This window comes from Arthrobacter sp. H-02-3, assembly GCF_003097355.1.
Lineage (GTDB): Bacteria > Actinomycetota > Actinomycetes > Actinomycetales > Micrococcaceae > Arthrobacter > Arthrobacter humicola.
This window is the reverse complement of sequence record NZ_PYUI01000013.1, coordinates 108,731-127,604: the sequence shown is the minus strand read 5'-3', so window position 1 is coordinate 127,604 and position 18,874 is coordinate 108,731. Positions and strand designations below refer to the sequence as shown.

9 protein-coding genes, 2 tRNA genes and 1 pseudogene are annotated in these 18,874 nt (G+C 67.8%); 4 read left to right on the top strand and 8 right to left on the bottom strand.

Annotation, left to right across the window (positions count from 1 at the left end):
* Positions 1-194: 194 nt before the first annotated feature.
* On the top strand, positions 195-983 hold the full coding sequence (locus tag C9424_RS13795; protein WP_091249132.1) for a PspA/IM30 family protein: 789 nt from the start codon (positions 195-197) through the stop codon (positions 981-983).
* Between the two features lie 157 nt (positions 984-1,140).
* Positions 1,141-2,565, top strand: a complete 1,425-nt coding sequence (locus tag C9424_RS13790) for a cryptochrome/photolyase family protein (RefSeq protein WP_116767374.1) — start codon at positions 1,141-1,143, stop codon at positions 2,563-2,565.
* Between the two features lie 130 nt (positions 2,566-2,695).
* On the opposite strand, the gene C9424_RS13785 is transcribed toward C9424_RS13790, so the two are convergent.
* The 4 genes from C9424_RS13785 to C9424_RS13770 form a co-directional block, all read right to left on the bottom strand.
* Positions 2,696-2,772 (bottom strand) — tRNA-Met (locus C9424_RS13785).
* Positions 2,773-2,982: 210 nt separating this feature from the next.
* Positions 2,983-3,056 (bottom strand) — tRNA-Met (locus tag C9424_RS13780).
* 177 nt (positions 3,057-3,233) lie between these two features.
* Entirely contained in the window at positions 3,234-6,233 is a 3,000-nt protein-coding gene (locus tag C9424_RS13775) for a UPF0182 family membrane protein (RefSeq protein WP_116767373.1), read from the bottom strand.
* A 214-nt stretch (positions 6,234-6,447) separates the two neighbouring features.
* Positions 6,448-7,596 carry a YlbL family protein gene (locus C9424_RS13770; protein ID WP_116767372.1) on the bottom strand — a complete coding sequence of 383 codons (1,149 nt, stop codon included), beginning with the start codon at positions 7,594-7,596 and terminating at the stop codon, positions 6,448-6,450.
* 296 nt (positions 7,597-7,892) lie between these two features.
* Here C9424_RS13770 and C9424_RS13765 point away from each other — a divergent pair, with 296 nt between their 5' ends.
* Complete coding sequence (locus C9424_RS13765) at positions 7,893-9,407, top strand: zinc-dependent metalloprotease (protein WP_116767371.1); 1,515 nt, start codon at positions 7,893-7,895, stop codon at positions 9,405-9,407.
* Here the strand turns inward: C9424_RS13765 and C9424_RS13760 are convergent, their stop codons facing one another.
* The 3 genes from C9424_RS13760 to nudC all read right to left on the bottom strand — a co-directional run bounded on the left by C9424_RS13760 (position 9,408) and on the right by nudC (position 13,389).
* On the bottom strand, positions 9,408-10,028 hold the full coding sequence (locus C9424_RS13760) for a M48 metallopeptidase family protein (protein WP_116767370.1): 621 nt from the start codon (positions 10,026-10,028) through the stop codon (positions 9,408-9,410).
* Positions 10,028-12,166, bottom strand: a complete 2,139-nt coding sequence (locus C9424_RS13755) for an ATP-dependent DNA helicase UvrD2 (RefSeq protein ID WP_116767386.1) — start codon at positions 12,164-12,166, stop codon at positions 10,028-10,030. Before C9424_RS13755 ends, C9424_RS13760 begins: the two co-directional genes overlap by 1 nt.
* 131 nt (positions 12,167-12,297) lie before the next feature.
* Positions 12,298-13,389 carry an NAD(+) diphosphatase gene (gene nudC / locus C9424_RS13750; RefSeq protein ID WP_442862040.1) on the bottom strand — a complete coding sequence of 364 codons (1,092 nt, stop codon included), beginning with the start codon at positions 13,387-13,389 and terminating at the stop codon, positions 12,298-12,300.
* A 199-nt stretch (positions 13,390-13,588) separates the two neighbouring features.
* On the opposite strand from nudC, the pseudogene C9424_RS13745 reads away from it, so the two are divergent.
* Positions 13,589-14,498 (top strand): annotated as a pseudogene (locus C9424_RS13745) (macrolide 2'-phosphotransferase); the annotation flags it as partial.
* A 746-nt stretch (positions 14,499-15,244) separates the two neighbouring features.
* Here C9424_RS13745 and C9424_RS13740 read toward each other — a convergent pair.
* On the bottom strand, positions 15,245-18,778 hold the full coding sequence (locus C9424_RS13740) for an ATP-dependent helicase (protein ID WP_237563457.1): 3,534 nt from the start codon (positions 18,776-18,778) through the stop codon (positions 15,245-15,247).
* Positions 18,779-18,874: the final 96 nt, after the last annotated feature.

Below are 18,874 nucleotides of genomic sequence, written 5' to 3'. Positions count from 1 at the left end.
GGTTGGGGCGGTGGCGGCGACTTCGGCGGAGGCGGCGACTTTGGTGGAGGCGACTCCGGCAGTTTCTAGCCTTTTTGGCCCACGTGCCGGGCGCAACGGACCGGGCAGCGGATAGACCACACAGCGGATAGAAGAGACACATCAACGGTTCACTGGAATCAGTGAGACAACTGAGCAGGACGAAAGGTAACACCATGGTTAAGCAGTCCATCTTCGGCCGCATGGCGCAGCTGGCGAAGGCCAACATCAACTCCTTGCTGGACCAGGCCGAGGATCCGCAGAAAATGCTGGACCAGATGGTCCGTGACTACACGAACAACATTGCGGAGGCTGAGTCCGCTGTGGCACAGACCATCGGCAACCTGCGTATGCTTCAGGACGACTACAACGAGGACATCCGCAACGCCCAGGACTGGGGCAACAAGGCCCTCGCCGCGTCCCGCAAAGCCGACGAATACCGCGCCAAGGGTGACGTCGGTGACGCGGAGAAGTTCGACAACCTCGCCAAGGTTGCACTGCAGCGCCAGATCGCCTCTGAAAACGAGGCCAAGTCCGCCGCGCCGAACATCGCGGCCCAGACCGAAGTGGTGGACAAGCTCAAGCACGGCCTTGACCAGATGAAGGGCAAGCTCAACGAACTGACCAGCAAGCGCAATGAGCTGGTGGCCCGGTCCAAGACCGTCGCGGCCCAGAGCCAGGTCCATGATGCCCTCAAGAGCATCAACATCATGGACCCCACATCGGAGGTAGGCCGCTTCGAAGAGAAGATCCGCCGCGAGGAAGCCAAGGTCCGTGGCCAACAGGAGCTTGCAGCCTCAAGCCTGGACGCCCAGTTCAATTCGCTGGAAGACATGGGCGAGCAGACCGAGATCGAGGCCCGGCTGGCCGCGATGAAGTCCGGCGGCTCCCCCGCGGCCATCGGCACCGGCAACGGTGCTGCCTCCGGCTCCACGGTCGACGAGGCCGACTTCGACAAGCTCTAAACGGCCACCCGGCGCCCAGTGCCGGCGCCAAGGAACGAATCAGGGGCCGGACTCCGGCGGCCCAGCCTGACACATCAGGTTCTGCCGCCGGGATCCGGCCCTGGCTGTGCCCGGCCTGTTGTGCCGGGCCTGTGGCTCCCGCGTGTACCGTGGACCCATGTCTGCGACCCTTGTCTGGCTCCGTGACGACCTCCGGCTGGATGACAATCCTGCGCTGACGGAGGCCGCCGCCCGGGGCACACCCCTGACCGTTGTCTATGTCCTCGACGAGGAATCGCCCGGCGTCCGGCCGCTGGGCGGAGCCGTGAAATGGTGGCTCCATCACTCCCTGGCCGCACTCGCCGCCGATTTGGAGGCCGCGGGTTCGCGGCTGGTGCTCCGCCGCGGCCCTGCCGCGCAGATCATCCAGGACCTCGCCGCGGAAACCTCGGCCGACACCTTGCTGTGGAACCGCCGCTACGGTGCGCCCGAACGCGCTGTGGATGCAGGCCTGAAGACCTGGGCCACGGCGGAGGGCATCGGAGCAACAAGCTTCCAGGCCAACCTCATGTTCGAACCGTGGACCGTGCGGACCGGCAGCGGGGGGCCCTACAAGGTCTTCACGCCGTTCTGGAGGGCCTGCGTAGCCGGCCCCGAACCCCGTCTGCCCTTAGCGCCGCCGGGCCGCCTGCCGGCCCCGGCACGCACCGGCGACGGGCGGCTGCCTGCCAGCGAGCCGCTCGACGACTGGGGCCTGCTCCCCCGGCAACCCGACTGGAGCGCCGGCCTGGCCGCCACCTGGACACCGGGAGAAGCCGGCGCCCACAGCCGCCTGGCGGATTTCGTGGAAGGGCCCGCGGCCGAATACGGCACCGGCCGCGACATCCCCGGCGTCGAAGGCACCAGCCGGCTGTCCCCGCACTTGCGCTTTGGCGAAATCAGCCCGTTCCGGATCTGGCACACACTGCGCGAACACTTTGCGCCGGGAGCACCGGCCGACGTCGGGATCTTCCGCTCCGAACTCGGCTGGCGGGAATTCTGCTGGCAGTTGCTCTACGAGAACCCGGACCTGGCGACCCGGAATTACCGGCCCGAGTTCGACCGCTTCGAGTGGCAGCCGCCCTCGGGAGCCGAGCTGGCGGCCTGGCAGCAGGGCGGCACCGGTTATCCGCTGGTCGACGCCGGCATGCGCCAGCTCTGGCACACCGGCTGGATGCACAACCGCGTGCGGATGGCGGCGGCATCCTTCCTGGTGAAGAACCTCCTGGCCGACTGGCGGCTGGGCGAGGCCTGGTTCTGGGACACGCTGGTGGACGCCGATTCCGCGAGCAATCCGGCGAACTGGCAGTGGGTCGCCGGGTCAGGCGCCGACGCCTCGCCCTACTTCCGGATCTTCAACCCGGTCACCCAGAGCAAGAAGTTCGACACGGCCGGCCGCTACCTGCGTCAGTTCGTCCCGGAGCTTGCCGGCCTGGACGACAAGGCCGTCCATGAGCCTTGGAAGGCCGACGGCGCCGCCCCCGGCTATCCGGCACCCATCGTGGACCTTGCCGAAACCCGGGCCAGGGCACTGGCGACCTACCAGCGGCTCAAGGACGGCTGAGGCCCGGCACCTGCCGCTACTGGGCCCGTGCGCGACCGCCGGACAACAGGTGAGGCGACGGGACAGGCAGGCAACGGAAAAGGCCCGGATCTGATGATCCGGGCCTTTCCTGTGCACCGCTGGTGCTTACTGGTTGCGGGGACAGGATTTGAACCTGTGACCTCTGGGTTATGAGCCCAGCGAGCTACCGAACTGCTCCACCCCGCGTCGCTTGATCAACACTACCGTACTTTCGGAGGCGCCATGACCACCTGCCCCCGCGGGCCCCTGCGCGGGGCTGATCCGGCACAGCCACGGAACGTGGCGGTGCCGAGGGACTGGTGAGGGATTTGCGCCCGAGGGACACCACACAGCGGCCCGGAGCTTAAGACAAAAGGTCCGGAACACTGTTTCCAGTGTTCCGGACCTTTTCTCCAGTTGCGGGGACAGGATTTGAACCTGTGACCTCTGGGTTATGAGCCCAGCGAGCTACCGAACTGCTCCACCCCGCGTCGCACTATCAACTCTACCTGCCGGTGAACTTCAGGCCAAATCGAGGTGACGTGATGTGCATCTCGCCGCCCGTGTGAGCCGCCCTGAAAGTCCACAGGCCGGGACAGCCTCTTCGTTAAAGGCAGTCCCGGCCTGTGTGGCCTTCCGGGCAACGTGCGCCCGGTCCTATTGCAGCGTTAGCCGCCGGCCGTCGCCGACGGGCTGGCCGACGGAGTCGGTGACGCGACGCCTGCCGGTGCCGGTGTCGGCGTCGCTTCCAGCTTCGCTTCGGCTTCGAGCGCCTTCTGCAGGGCCGCCGCGAGCTTCTTCTGCTGGTCACCGTATGTGGCGAAGTCACCCTTGGCGAGGGCGTCCTGGCCCGCCCTGATGGCAGCGTTGGCGTCATCGAGGGCGGCCTTCAGCTCCGCTTTGGCATCCGTGGTTCCGGGAGCCGGCGTGGTGCCTCCCGGGGTGGCCGGGGTTTGTCCCTTGTTCGCCGAGTCCCCTGCCGCCGCCCCGGAGTTTCCGCCGAACAGCTGGTTCAGTGCCTCGTTCAGCGTCGGCGCGAAGCCAATCTTGTCGCCGAACGCCACGAGGACCCGTTGCAGTGTCGGGTAGGAGGTTTCACCCGTAGACCGCAGATAGACGGGCTGGACGTACACCATGCCGCCACCGACCGGCAGGGTCAGGAGGTTGCCGTTAAGCACCGCGGACGCACCCTGGCGGAGCAGGTTGAGGGCCTGCGAAACGGTGGGGTCGGAGTTGAACTTGTTCTGCGCCTGGCCGGGGCCGGGGACCTGGGTTTCCGGCGGGATCTGCAGGAGTCTGAGCTGGCCGTAGCTGGCCGCCTTGACGCCCTTCTGGTTGCCTGCGTCGGAGTCCGCGGCCAGATAGCCGTACAGCACGTTGCGGGCGTTGCCGTTGACCACCTGCGGGATGAACGACGAGGTCAGCTGGAACGCCGGCTTGTCCTGGTCGGGCATCTTCAGTGACATGTAGTACGGCGGCTGCTTGACCTCGTCCTGGACGGTGGGGTCGTTCGGGACGGACCACGCGTCGTTGTTGGTGTAGAAGGCGTCCGGGTTGGTCACGTGGTAGCGGCCAAGAAGCTCGCGCTGGACCTTGAACAGGTCCTCCGGGTACCGCACGTGGCTCATGAGCGCACCGGACATCTCCGAATACGGCTTCAGGGCCGTCGGGAACACCTTCTGCCAGGCCTTCAGTACGGGGTCCTGGTCGTCCCACGCGTAGAGCGTGACGGAGCCGTCATAGGCATCCACGGTGGCCTTGACCGAGTTGCGGATGTAGTTCACCGAGCTGTTCGGCAGGGCTACCGTCCGGTTCGCGGCGGTCTGGGAGTCGGCCGTGGCGGCGGACAGCTGCTCCTGCTGGGAGTAGGGGAAGTACGGGCTGGTGGTGTACCCGTCCACGATCCACTTCACCCGGCCGTCGACGACGGCGGGGTAGGCGTTGCCGTCCACCGTCAGGTACGGTGCAACCTTCTCCACGCGGTCCCGCGGGTTGCGGTCGTAGAGGATCTGCGAGTCGGCGTTAACGCCGTCGGAGAGCAGCATGTCGGAGGACTGGAACTTGATCGAATAAAGGATCTTGTTGAAGAAGCTGCCGACGTTCGGGCCGCCGTTGCCGGTGAAGGTGTACTGCGTTTCGCCGTCGCCTTCCTTGGCCGCGGGCCGGTCCTGCTCACGGTGGGGTGCACCCGCCGGCGCGCCGACGATCGAGTAGTCTGGCGAATTCTCGCCGAAGTAGATGCGGGGCTGGTAGGTCGTGTCGTTGCCGAGCACGCCGGTGGACGGGATGCCCGCCTGCAGGAAGTCCGGCTTGCCGTCCACGGTGAACGTGTTGCCCTTGGCTGCGACGACGCCATAGCCGTGCGTGTAGACCACGTGCCGATTCAGCCAGGACTGCTGGTTGGTGGCGAGCCCGTCCGGGTTGAGCTCACGGACCGCGATGACCGTGTCCTGGGTCTTGCCGTCGATCTGGTAGCGGTCCACGTTCAGGGCCTTGGGGAACTGGTAGTAGGGCCGGTACTGCTCCAGCTGCGAGAACGCATCAGAGATCAGGTTCGGATCCAGCAGACGGATGTTGGCGGTGGTCTGCGCATCGGGGGCCAATGCACCGGTGGTGGCGTTAGTGGTGGCGTTGTACCGACTTTCCTGGACCTTATCCAAGCCGTAGGCGGCACGGGTCATAGCGATGTTCCGCTTGATGTATTCGTTCTCCAGTGTCTGCTCCGAGGGCCGGACCTGGAACTGCTGGATGACCCACGGGTAGACACCGCCGGCGAGGATGGCCGTGATGACCAGCATGGCGGTGCCGATCACCGGAAGCCGCCACTTGCCGATCACTGCGGCGACGATGAAGAGCACGGCCACAAGACCTGCGGCCACAGCCAGGATGGACTTGGTCGGAATGACGGCGTTCACGTCCGTGTACAGCGCACCGGCCCAGCGGCCCCCGTTGTTCTGGACCGTGGAATAGCGGTCCAGCCAAAAGTTGACGCCCAGCAGCACGAGGAAGGCGGCGCCCGTGACGGCCAGGTGGATCTGTGCGGCACGGCTGGTGAATATCCCGCGTTCCATGATCCGGATGCTGCCGTAGAGGTAGTGGGTCAGGATGCCGGCGAGTCCCGCGACCACCGTGACGCTGATGAGGAACCCGGTGACGAAGCCGAGGAAGGGAAGCGTCATGAGGTAGAAGCTGATGTCCAGGTTGAACTGCGGATCGTTCTGGCCGAACGGCTCCTGGTTCAGGAACAGGAGGACTTTTTGCCATTGGCTGGCGGCGGCGCTTCCGGCGAAAAGGCCAAAGAGGATGGGAATACCCACCATCACCACGCGCCGGATGGGTTCGAGCTGGACCTGGTAGCGGTTCAGGTTGTCCCGGATTTCCGAATCGGGGGCATAGACCGGCCGCGCGTGGTAGGCAATGCGGATGGCGAAGAAGACGGCGGCAAACATGACGGCGAACCCGGTCAGGAAGATCACGATCTTGGACACGTTTTCGGTCAGGAACACTTCGAAGAAGCCCAGCTGCTGGTACCAGAGGACATCCGTCCAGACATTGGCGAAGAAGATGAATCCGACCACGATCAGGGCCACGATGATCAGCGTTGGCGTCAGGGCGCCGCGTCGTGTCTGGGGTCTTCCGGGCGGGACAGTGCTGGCGGGACGGGACAAACTCGGTACCTCATAGCTGGTCGTCTACTGCGGGTTTTTAGTTATTCGTCGCTGCTGTGATTCAGTCCTGCGACAAAGTGCCGTAATGCAGGGTTGATGCATTCTAACGGCCTCCTCCGCCGTTCCGTCAGTGCCCTACAGCAGGGTCCCGGACGAACGGCAGCGGCCGTCATTAGTGCCACGAGTGACGCGGGTGCTTAGTTCCGCGGCCAGTCTAGTTGCTGGTGCACACGGGGAGGCCTGATGTGTCGCCGCCTGAAGCGGCCAGTTCAACTGCTTTGCGTGCGTCCGTGAGGTTCTCCACCTTGACGACTTGAAGCCCGCCGGGAATGTGGCCCACCACGTCCTCGCAGTTGGAAGCCGGCGCCAGGAACAGCGTGGCCCCGCCGGACCGTGCCCCCTGCATTTTCTGGGCGATCCCGCCGATGGGCCCCACAGCGCCGTCGGGGGAAATGGTTCCAGTGCCCGCGATGTGCTTGCCTCCGGTCAGATCCCCGGGCGTGACAGTGTCAATGATGCCGAGGGCGAACATCATGCCGGCGCTGGGGCCGCCGACCTTGTCGAGGGAGATTTTGACGTCAAAGGGGAAGGTGAACTTGTACTGCAGTATGACGCCGAGGATATAGCGGCCTGCACTGTTCTTGGCCGGGGTGATGGTGGCGGGCACTTGGCTGCCGGCGCGGTCCACGATGACCTTGACGGGTTTGCCGTTGCCTGCGGCCAGTTCTGCCTGGACTACGCCAAGGGACGTGATGGGCTTGTCATTGATCGAGACCAGAACGTCGCCCGACTGCAGCAACCCCTTCGAGGCGGAGTCGTCCGGGAGCCCGGCGACCTGCATTTTCTGATCGAACGGGATGTTCAGTTCTTTCAGTGCTGCGGCCACGGCGTTCTCCTGGGAGGTGGTCATCGCCGTGGCGCTCTCCTGCTGGGATTGTTCCTTCGTCACCCCGGTCGGGAACAGCAGTTCCTGGGGGTAGACGGCCTTGGTGCCGTTGAGCCACGCCGAAAACGCCTCGAAGACGCTGACCGGACCGTTGGGGCCGCCGTCGACATAGACCGTGGTGAGATCCAGGTTGCCCTTGGCGGGAAAGGTGTCGTGGCCGGTGACGCTGATGACCGGCTTGCCGTTGTCCTCGCCGATGGTGTTGAACGTGGGCCCGGGAGACTCGACCACGTAGGGCACCGGCAGGCTCACCGCGGTGATGCCCAGCGCCAGGGTCAGCAGCCCCGAGACGAGCATGGCTGACGAGCGGTTGTCGCGCTTCCGCGGGGCGCCGGTGCCCGGAAGGCGGATCCTTCTGCCCCGGACCGGCCCGGCCGCGGGGTCGCTGGCGGGCTGCTCACCTTGGGTGATTGTCATTGAACGACCTCTCCGTGCCGGCGCGGGGGCGGCGGCCCCTGACGGGATTCCTGACAGGACAATCCTGTCAGGACAAGCCTGCCAAGGCATCCTGACAGGACGCTTTGAGCCCGCACCTGGGCCACAGCCTAACCCGAGGCTGCCGCGTGCAAATATTCCAACTTCCAAGACTACGCGTTGGGCGGCCCGGAAGGCTCTTTGCCTACAGCGAACGTGGCGCGGTTTCGGCAGACAGCCGCTCTTGCAGGGGGGTACCGTGAAGTTGAGAAACAGCCACACCGACGATCGGCGGGATCATGACCTCCAACCCACTCAATCCGTCCAATGGCGACGAGGAACCCAAGGATCCCCTGGCAGAAATGCTCAAGAACCTGATGGGCGGTCAGGGCATGGGCAACATCGACCCCGCTGAACTCGCCAAGGCCGCAGGCCTCCCGGACGACCCAAACCTCCTGGCCCAAATGTTCTCGCAGGTGCAGGCGATGATGAGCGCTCCGTCGGAGGGGCCCGTCAATTGGCAGCTGGCCCATGAGAACGCCCGCCGCGTGGCCGCCAGCGGATCGGACCCCTCGGTCACGTCCCAGCAGTCGCGCGAGGTCGACGAGGCGCTGCGGCTCGCCGAGCTCTGGCTCGACCAGGTCACGGGGCTTCCGGCCACGGGACTGATCGGCCGGGCCTGGTCCCGTGCCGAATGGGTCGAGGAGACCCTTGGAACGTGGAAGCGGCTGACCGAGCCCGTCGCCAACAGCATTGCCAACGCGCTTTCCGCCGCCATGACCGAGCAGATGCCCGAGGAAATGAAATCCATGATGGGTGGCGCCTCCTCGATGATCCAGAACATGGGCGGGGCGATCTTCGGCATGCAGCTGGGTCAGGCGATCGGTGCCCTCTCGGCCGAGGTGGTCAGCTCGACGGACATCGGCGTTCCCTTGGCCGACCTCGAAATGGCGCTCCTGCCGGCTAACGTGGCGAAATTCGGTGAGGGCCTCAGCCTGCCCGAGAACGACATCCGCCTGTTCCTGGCAGTGCGCGAGGCAGCCCACGCCCGGCTGTTCGTGCAGGTCCCGTGGCTGCGCGGACATCTCCTCAGCGCGATCGAGGCCTACGCCCGCGGGATCCACATCGACACGTCCAAGATCGAGGAACTGGCACGGGATATCGACCCCAGCAACCCGGAAGGCATCCAGGAGGCCCTCTCCCAGGGTGTCTTCATGCCGCAGCGCACGCCCGCCCAGGAACAGGCCCTCGAGAAGCTGGAGACGGCCCTCGCCTTAGTGGAGGGCTGGGTGGACGAACTCACGTGGGGCGCGACCGAGAAGCTGCTGCCCTCCGCCGCCGCACTGCGCGAGACCGTCCGGCGGCGCCGGGCCACCGGGGGCCCCGCGGAGCACGCGTTCTCCTCCCTCGTGGGGCTTGAGCTGCGGCCGCGCCGGCTCCGCGAGGCCGCCACGCTTTGGGCTTTGCTCAAGGCCGAACGCGGGATCGAGGGCCGCGACGCCGTCTGGCAACACCCTGATCTGCTGCCCACAGCGGAGGACCTGGATGATCCGCAGGGCTTCAGCGAACGCCGCAAGCTTGCCGAAGCCAGCGACAGCGAGGTCGATGACGCCCTGCAGAAGCTGCTGAACGGAGGCTTCGACGAGCCCGCTGACACTGGTTCCGCCGCCTCCGACACATCTGCCCCCAGCGCACCGGAGGAGTCCGCCGGTTCCGGTCAGGAACCGCCGGCGGCCACTGAGGAAGACCAGAGCGGCGACGGCGGGCCGGACGCTGGTGGCGGCCCGGACGCGGGTGGCGGCCCCAAAGCGTAGCTAGTTGGCCCCGGCCGGGACTTCGGTTCCGTCCGGGGCTTCGTCGTATCCCCCGCCGGGCGCCAGGCCCCGCGACGTCGCGAACGAGACGCCCTCGAGGAATGCCTTGGCTCGTTCCGTCTCGGGGTAGGCCGTGAGCAGCCGCCAGAAGGCGGCGTCGTGGCCGGCCACCAGCAGGTGGGCGAGTTCGTGGAGCAGCACATAGTCGATCACCCACTGGGGCATGGGCTGAAGTTTGGCCGAGAGCCGGATGGTTCCTTCCGACGGGGTGGCCGAACCCCAGCGCGAGTTCTGGTTGGTGACCCAGCGGACGGAGGACGGCACCGCCCTCCCGCCCAGGTACTTCGCGGAAAGTTCGGTGGCGTGGGCGGCAAGATCGGCATCGCTGCGGGGGCGCCGCCGGCCGGCACCGGCCGCGCCGCGGGCTCCTTGGCGCCGGAGCTTTTCGAGCATCCGGTGGACCCATTCCCGCTCCTGGGCCCTGGTGAACGAGGCGGGGATGGCGACCACCGCCGTACCGTCTTCCCAGAAAGCGGCAACAGTCCGGCGGCGGCGGGCGGACCGGCGGACGACCACCGGGGAGCCGTCGGCGGTGGTCAGCGGTGCAGTCGGGCCGGCCATCAGTGCCCCGTGTTTTCCGCCAGGACCGTCAGGACGGCCTCGCCATACTTTTCCAGCTTGGACGGGCCCACGCCGGCGAGTTTGGCCAACTGTTCCAGGGATTCGGGGCGGGCCTCGGCGATGGCGGTCAAGGTCGCGTCGGTGAACACGACAAACGCGGGGACGTCGGCTTCCAGGGCGACGTCTTTCCGCCATTGCCTCAGCGCGTCGAACGTCTGTTCCTCGTAGGTGGGCGGGCACTGGTTGCAACGCCCCACCTTGCGTTCCGCGCCGCTGGAGAGCATGCTTCCGCAGACCCGGCACGACGCCGGGACGGCGGCTTTCCGGCGCGGCGCGGCCCCCTTGCCGCGGAGGTGCGAACTGGCCACCGAGTCGGGTCGCAGGCCGTCCAGGAAGCGTGAGGGCTTGCGGTTGGCCCGCCCGCCCGGTGTCCGGGCGGTGGACCAGGACAGCGACAGGTGTTCCCGGGCTCGGGTGATGCCCACGTACAAAAGCCTGCGTTCCTCATCCACCGATTCCGGAGTGTCCGCGAAGGAGATCGGCATGAGCCCCTCGCTGAGTCCCACCAGGAACACGGCGTCCCATTCCAGGCCCTTGGCGGCGTGCAGCGACGCCAGGGTGACGCCTTGGACGGTCGGTGCGTGCTGGGCCAGAGACCGTTCCTGGAGCTCGTTGACGAAGTCGGAGAGGCTGAACTGCTCCCCGCGGCTGATGACGAGTTCGTCGGCCAGCGCCACGAGGGCGGCCAGCGATTCCCAGCGTTCCCGCAGGGCGCCGCCGCTGTGGGGCGCCGCGTCGGTGTAGCCAAGGGAGGCCACGATGTCGCGGACCAGCTGCCCGAGCGGCTCGGGAGTGGCGGTTTCGGCAGCGGCCCGGGTGGCGGCCCGGAGCTGCAGGATGGCGTCGCGGACTTCTTTCCGGGCGAAGAACCGTTCACCGCCGCGCAGCTGGTAGCCGATTCCTGCCGCGGCCAGCGCCTGCTCGTAGGCTTCGGACTGTCCGTTGGTGCGGAAGAGGACGGCGACCTGGCTGGCCGGTGTGCCGGCGTCGAGCAGTTCGCGGATCCGGGCGGCGACCGTGGCGGCCTCGGCCTCGTCGTCGGAGCATTCGGTAAACTGCGGAACCGGGCCGGCGGGCCGCTGGGCCACGAGCTGCAGCGGCGTCGCCCATGCGGCGTCCGCCACAGGGCCGCCGCTGCGGCGGCCCGCAAGGAGGTCGTTGGCGAGCTTGACCACCTGCGGAGTGGAGCGGTAGTCCCGGATCAACTTGACGACGTGAGCCTCGGGATACATGGCCTTGAAGCCGAGCAGGTGCTTCGGAGAGGCACCGGTGAAGGAGTAAATGGTCTGGCTGGCGTCGCCCACGACGCAGAGGTCGTCGCGGCCTCCAAGCCACAGCTCCAGGAGCCGCTGCTGAAGCGGCGAGACGTCCTGGTATTCGTCGACGACGAAGTGCCGGTACTGTTCCCGGACGGTCGCCGCCACCTTGGGGTCCTCCTGAAGAATGCCGACGGTGATCAGCAGCACGTCCTCGAAGTCGATGACGTTGCGGTCGGTCTTGACGTCCTCGTAGGACTGGAAAACCCTCGCCACGGCGGTCAGGTCGAAGCCGCCCGGAGTGCCGCGGCCCTGGGCGTTTTCCAGGTAGTTCGCCGGGGTGAGCATGGAGACCTTGGCCCACTCGATTTCGGAGGCGAGGTCGCGGATGGAGGCGCGGTCCGTGCTGAGCCGGAGCCGCCGCGCGGCCTCGGCGATCATCTGCGCCTTGTGGTCCAGAAGGTTGGGCAGCGTTCCGCCCACTGCCTGAGGCCAGAAAAACTGCAACTGGCGCAGCGCCGCGGCGTGGAAGGTGCGGGCCTGGACGTTGCCGACGCCCAGGTCACGGAGCCGGCTGCGCATCTCGGCGGCCGCCCGGGCGGTAAAGGTCACGGCCAGGAGCCGCTGCGGACTGTACACGCCCGAGTGCACTCCATAGGCGATCCGGTGCGTGATGGCGCGGGTCTTGCCCGTCCCGGCGCCGGCCAGCACGCATATGGGTCCCTGCAGGGTGCTGGCGACCTCGCGCTGTTCGGCGTCGAGGCCACCGAGGATCCGTTCCTCGAGCGAGCGCGTGTCCGCTGCGGGCAGTGCGTCGGACATGGATCCGCCGGATACAGTGCCGCCGGATCCGGCGGTCTCGCCGCCGAGGAGGGTGCTGAAGTTCAATTTCTCTGTGGTCACTTTTGCTGCTCAGTCGGTAGTCGGTGTCCTGCGGATGGGGGCAGGCCGTGTCAGGCGCTGTCTGCGGCGTCCTGGATGACGCCGCCATACCAGTGTTCGATGAGGGACCGGGCGATGGAGAGCCTGCTGGAAATGACGATCTCGCCGCTGAGGACGGCTTCCTGCAGTTCGGTGCGGCTGAACCAGCGCGCCCGGGTGACCTCGACGCCGTCGGGCCGGGCTTCGGTGTCCGACGTCGTGGCCGTGAAGCCGAGCATCAGGGAGGCGGGGAACGGCCAGGACTGCGACCCGAGGTATTGGGAGGCGGTGACGCGGACCCCGACTTCCTCGCCGATCTCGCGCCGCACGGCCTGTTCGAGCGACTCCCCCGGTTCGACGAAGCCGGCGAGGGTGGAATAGTTCTTGGCGTCGAGGGGACCGCCGCCGCCAAGCAGGAGCCTCCCGTCGGACCCCACCACGGTCACGATGATCGCCGGATCCGTCCGGGGATAGTGCTCGGAGTTGTCGGCCGGACAGCGGCGGACCCAGCCGCCGGCTTCCGCCTGCGTGGGCGTGCCGCACCGCGGGCAATGAGTGTGGGTGGCATGCCAATTGGCGATGGCGCTGGCTTCGATGAACAGTGCCGTGTCCGTGGGGTTCAAGCGTGCGGCGACCTCGCGGAAGCCGGCCCACTGAGCATCGGCGGGGATTCCGCTAATGTGGGTTTCGAATTCCTCGGCCCGCACTTCGAACTGGGCCGGCAGCACAAACAGGACCAGCTCCGTGCCGGCTTCAAGGTCCGAACCTGCCAGGGCCGAGCCGAGGTAGATGACGTGCTCCGGGGCGTACGGGGTATTGGCCAGATGTTCGCCGAGTTCGGCCGCATTGAGCAGGACGAGGCTGTGGTCGCTGACCAGGGCCTGGCGGCCGGAGAGCACCATGGCCCGCGCCGACCCCGTGCCGAGCACCTCCGCGAGCATTCCGGGTTTCAGCCGGGCCGCGGACCCGCGGTCGATCAGGGCCGGGCGCACCGGAAGGACCGTGTCCATCAGGTGGTTTGCCGGCAGAAGCTGCACCGGGGGTGCCGCACCTTCGGGTGCCGCGGGTTCAGCGGGCGTATTCCCTGACTTCGGGGACGGGGTTGGTGACTCCGCAAGACTCATGTACCCACCGTACTGACTCGGGCCGACAATTGACATTTGCCGCCCACGCGACCGGGCACTCCCGCGGGGCGCCCGGGTTATGCCGTTTGCCCTGGCGCTGGCCCTGTTTTGGCCCTGTTTTCTCCCTGTTTTTGCACCGATCTCAAGACTCGCCGGAGGGCATCGCTGTCTTGGGCGCCGCTCAATCTACCGTGGGAGGGTGAGAAGGAAACCAATCGAACTGGCAGCTGTAGCGACTGCGGCGGTACCCGGCCTGACCCCGACCGCCGTCAGCTCCGCGCCCGACGATCCGGCAGACTTTGACGCGGCCCTCCTGCTGGACTCGGAGGGCAAGCGTTGGCGCGTCCGTTCCCCCCGGCACGCCGAGGCCAGCGCCCGGCTGGAAACGGAATTCCTGGTGCTGCGGGCCTTCGCCCCCGGTATCCGGGCCGAGCTGCCGTTCCTCATGCCCACGGTGGCGGGGACAGTCCGGCAGGGCCAGCTCAGCACGTTCGTGTACTCCCACCTCGCCGGCGCCACCCGTTCCCTTGACGACCTCAGCAGCGGCTCCCCCGCCCTCGCCCGGGAAATCGGGGCGGCACTGGCTGCAATCCATGACCTTCCGCGGTCGATCGTGAGCAATGCCGATCTGCCGAGCTACACGCCCAACGAATTCCGCCAGCGGCGCCTCAACGAACTCGATCAGGCCGCCACTACCGGGAAGATCCCCCCGCTGCTGCTGCGGCGCTGGGAACACGCCATGGAAGACGTCTCCCTCTGGCGCTTCAATCCCTGCGTTGTTCACGGGGACCTCCACGAGGACAATCTGCTGGTGGACGGCGACCGCGTGACCGCCGTTACGGGCTGGACCGACCTGCGCATCGGCGACCCGGCTGACGATATGGCCTGGCTGGTCGCCTCGAACGAACAGGACTTTGTGAACGCCGTCCTGGATCACTACACCTCCAGCCGGCGCGACGTACCCGATGCCCACCTGTTGCGGCGTGCGGCATTGTCCGCCGAATTCGCTTTGGCCCAGTACCTCGTCAAGGGCATGGCGGCCGGCAACCAGGACATGATTGACGAAGCAGAGTCCATGCTCGCCGCGCTGGCCGACGACGTCGCAGAATACGGTGGCCAGCCCATCAGTGTGGAACCGCTGCCGCGGCCGGTCGAGGCACCCGAAACGGGCGCGGAACGAGGCGGCGTCAGTGCCGGTGCGCCCACGACGGCGTCAGGGGCTCCTGCCGCTCCGGCATCGCCGGGCGCAGGAACGGCGCCTGCCGTCAGCAAGGTCACGCTGCTTCCTTTGGAGCCGGCACCCGCCCCGGATGCCTCTCCCGCTCCCAGTGCTTCGGCGCCTGGTCCGGGGACCGGTGCCAAGCCCGCCGTGCACGTCACGCCCATCCCCCGCGATGCGGACGCCGCTCCCCCGGGCCCGGCCGTGCAGCCTCTCACCAAGGCAGGAACAGACTCCCGGCCTGATGCCGACACCCCGGACGTTTCCGGCACCCCGGACGCGCCCGGGCCTGGCGCCGGCGGACAGACCGCCGGCGAGGGCACGACGGCCACCAGTGCCGCACCGAACGACGCAAGCCCCCGTGACAACGCCGCCGCAGCAGTCCCGCAGGCTGATGTGGCGACGGCTGATACCCGGGACGACGCCGGCGCGGCCGGGGACGACGGCGCTCAGGCGGCAGCCCCCGCTACCGGAGACGCGTCGACGCAATCAATCGCCGTCGTGCAGCCGGGCTCGGGCAAGGAACCGGACTCAGTGAAGGAGCCGGAGTCCGGAGACAACACGTCAACCGCCGCCATCACCGTAGTGGACGTAACGTCCCGCTAGGACCCCGCCGGAACCAGTGGCAGATCCCGGCTAGGAATCCTTCGCCGTCGCCACCGTTGTCCTGCCCAGCGCCGCGGCCACGATTTCCTCAAGCTTCTTCGCTGATCCGAGGTCATGCGGACGGACCACCTGGTTGTCGGCCACGTAGTAGAACGCCGCCCGGACGTCCTCGAGCGGGACCCCTTTGAGCCGGGCCCAGGCCAGGCGGTACACGGCGAGCTGGACAGCCTTCACCTTCAGCTGGGCTGCAGACGGGCGCCGCCCGGTCTTCCAGTCCACAAGGTCCCAGCAGCCGTCAGCATCGCGGAACACGGCGTCGATCCGGCCCCGGACCACGACGTCGCCAATCCGAGTCTCGACCGGGACCTCAACATGGGCCGGGGCGCGGTGTGCCCATTCGGACTGGCGGAAGGTTTCCACCATGGAATCCAGGCCGTAGGCCTCGTCGATGTGGTCATCAGCCCCGGCCGCCTCGCCCAGGTCCAGCATGCCGGCTGCGCCGAAGTATTCCTCCACCCAGGCGTGGAAGGCCGTGCCTTTTCGGGCTGACATCCCCGGTTCGCGCGGAACCGGCCGCCGCAGTCGGGCCACAACCGAGTCCGCATCATCGTCCAGGTCCACGAGGGTGGACGCGGAGATATGGCCGGGAAGATGCACATCCTGGACCACCGAACGCCGGGACCGTCGTTCGAGCAAAGTGGCCGCCTCCTTGGCCCACCCGGCCGCCGGTCCGCGCAGGGCAGGGCGCCGTTCCTCGTCACCGCCGGAACGTTCCCGGACCGGATCCGGGACGTTTTCCGGGCCGCCGTCAGGGCCGTCATGGGCGTCGAAGGCAGGGCCGGCCCCGGGGGCGTCGAGCATCGCCTGCAGGACCCGCGCCGCGGCTGATTCCATGGCCGCACGGCGTCCCCTGACAAGCCTCAGCCGTTTGCCCGTCCGGGGGTCAGACGGCCCTTCGAGAGGGTCGTACGGCCACGCGGCGACTTCAAGTTCGGAGGTCAGGGGGCTTTCCGCCGGCAGCGCGTCCTCGCTGACGGACAACGGATGAATTTCGGCGGCGCCTTCCGCCGTGAGGCCCTCGAGCTCGGCAAGGAAGGGTGACATTTCAGCCAGTCCGGCGCGCGATCCCACCCATGCGGCACTTGAAATCCAGAGCACATGTTTGGCCCGGGTGTAGGCCACGTAGGCCAGGCGCCGTTCCTCGGCTTCGCCGTGCACCTGGACGGCGGACTTGAACTCTTTCTCCGCGTCAAGCCAGCCTTTCTGGTCCGGCTGATCCAGGTCCCATTGGGGGAGGTCGGCGCGGTCACCGCGCAGCGGCCACGGCAACGCCGCGCTTCCGCTGCTCCACCGCGAGTCCCTGCTGCTGGGAAACGCCCCGGAGTTGAGCCCGGGAACGAACACGACATCCCATTCCAGGCCCTTGGAGGCGTGCACCGTCAGGAGCTGGACGGCTTCGTGGTTCACCTCGGGCGCTGCGGCATCGAGACCGTTTTCCTCTGCAGCCGCGGCTTCCAGCCAGGCAAGGAAAGCCAGGACGTCCACCCGCTGGGAGGTGTGCAGGAACCCGGCGGCGGCGTCCTGGAAGGCGTCCAGATTACGGCGGGCCTGGTGGATGCTGATCCCGGGCCGCGCCGCGACTTCGATGTCCAGGAGCATGGCCCGTTCGACCTCGCCGAGCAAGGTGGTGAGGTCGTCCCCCATGTAGCTGCGCAATTGCCGGAGCTCGTCGGAGAGCCGCTGCAGGCGGTCGCGGGCCTCGGGGCTGAGCCTGCGGCCATGCGCCGAGGTCCAGCCTTCGCGGGGCAGCCAGTCCAGAGCTTCGACCAGGCTGGCGGAGTCCGTGATGTCGCCTTCAATCACGGCGTCGTCGTCAGTATCCTCGGCGGCATGCCCCGCGTCGTCGGTATCGGGGCTGCCGGGGCGGCCCCGGCGGCGGGCCAGGAAACTGGACCAGTCCCGCAGTGCCATCAGGTCCGCCGGGCCGATCCGCCACCGCGCACCGGCCAGCAGGCGCATGAGGGAGTCCGAGCGGCCGGGGTCGGCCAGGACGCGGAGCGTGGCGACAAGATCGATGATTTCGGGGGTGTCCAGCAGCCCGCCGAGCCCGACGATTTCGTAGGGTATGCCGCGAAGTTCGAACTCGCGCCGGATACATTCCATCTGTGCCCGCCGCCGGCAGAGGACGGCCATGGCCGGAGGCACCGGATCGGCCTGCGCGGCATCGAAGTCCGTCACCCGGAACTTCAGGACGTCCCCCGCGATGGCCGCCGCCTCGGCCTCGTCCGTGGCGAACCGTCCCATGACGACCCTGCCCTGGACTGCGCCCGGGCTGGGCTGCAGGGGCGGGACCTCGACGGCGTCGGGGGTGTCCCGGGCCCCGGCAGGCCCGAGGCTGGCCGCGGCCTTGCTCAGCGGCGCCGAAATGAGGTTGGCCGTGGCGAGGATGTTGCGCCCGTTGCGCCACGCGGTGGTCAGGTACGACGTCGGCGCCACGGCAAAGCGCGGGGCCGCGCCGGCCGCGCCCCTGCCCTGGTCTCCGCCGGAGCCTGCGCTGCCGGCATCTTCACCGCTGACACGGATCGGGAATTCGCGGACGAAGTGGAAAAGCTGTCCCGCAGATGCTCCCCGGAAGCCGTAGATGGACTGGTTCGGGTCCCCCACCGCGGTCACGGCATGCCCGTCGCCGAAGAGCCGGGAAAAGAGGACCAGCTGGGCATGCGATGTGTCCTGGAATTCATCAAGCAGCACCACCTTGTAGCGCTGGCGCTCTGTTTGGGCGGCGACCGGAATCTCGCGGGCCACCCGTGCCGCCAGGGCCACGAGATCGCCAAAGTCCAGTGCACCGCGGGCCCGCTTCGCCTCGGAATAGCGGCCCACCATATCCGCGACGCTGGCCCGCGTGCGCAGCATCGCGCTGAGGTCGCCGGCGGCCTGGGTGGGGTTCTTCTTGGCGTCGGCGACGTAGGGAAGCGACTCGAACGCGGCGATCCGTTCCTGCAGCCAGCCCCGGACCCCGGCCGGGTCCTGCAGGTGCTCCGCGCACTCCCCCGCCAGTTGGATCACGGCCTTGACGAGGGTCGATTTGGCGGACCGGAAGTGTTCGTAGTCGCCGTCGAAGGCTTCCACCACCTCGCTGGCGAGCTGAAACGACTGCGCGCCGCCGAGCAGCACGACGTCGCGTTCGACCCCGAGCCGGAGGCCATAGTCGGAGACAATGCCGCTCGCGTACGAGTGGTACGTGGAGACCTTCGGTTCGAGCGCATCTGCGCTCAGCAGCCCGGCAGGAAAAACGGCATTCCCCGTGTCGGCCGCCGCGATGCGCTGCAGCGCGGCCAGCTTGGCCCGGATCCGGGAGGCGAGCTCACCGGCGGCCTTGCGGGTGAAAGTCACGCCGAGGACTTCCTCCGGCCTGACCCAGCCGTTGGCCACGAGCCACACCACCCGGTCCGCCATGGTGGCGGTCTTCCCGGAGCCCGCCCCGGCAATGACGAGCCGCGGCGTGAGGGGCGAGGAAATGATCAGGGACTGTTCGGCCGTGGGGCTGTTCTTCTCCCCCAGCATTGCAGACAGTTCCTCCGGGCTGAACCGAGGGTCGGGAAGGGGCCCGGTATCGCGGGCCGCGTCCGGTGCCGCATGTGGGTCTGCCAGGCCGGTCGG

Excerpts from the sequence above, each read along its gene's own strand:
- C9424_RS13790 (WP_116767374.1), top strand. The coding sequence starts at position 1,141 with ATGTCTGCGACCCTTGTCTGGCTCCGTGACGACCTCCGGCTGGATGAC.
- C9424_RS13765 (WP_116767371.1), top strand. The coding sequence starts at position 7,893 with ATGACCTCCAACCCACTCAATCCGTCCAATGGCGACGAGGAACCCAAG.
- C9424_RS13755 (WP_116767386.1), bottom strand. The coding sequence starts at position 12,166 with ATGTCCGACGCACTGCCCGCAGCGGACACGCGCTCGCTCGAGGAACGG.
- C9424_RS13740 (WP_237563457.1), bottom strand. The coding sequence starts at position 18,778 with ATGCTGGGGGAGAAGAACAGCCCCACGGCCGAACAGTCCCTGATCATT.
- C9424_RS13760 (WP_116767370.1), bottom strand. The coding sequence starts at position 10,028 with ATGGCCGGCCCGACTGCACCGCTGACCACCGCCGACGGCTCCCCGGTG.
- C9424_RS13795 (WP_091249132.1), top strand. The coding sequence starts at position 195 with ATGGTTAAGCAGTCCATCTTCGGCCGCATGGCGCAGCTGGCGAAGGCC.
- nudC (WP_442862040.1), bottom strand. The coding sequence starts at position 13,389 with ATGAGTCTTGCGGAGTCACCAACCCCGTCCCCGAAGTCAGGGAATACG.
- C9424_RS13770 (WP_116767372.1), bottom strand. The coding sequence starts at position 7,596 with ATGACAATCACCCAAGGTGAGCAGCCCGCCAGCGACCCCGCGGCCGGG.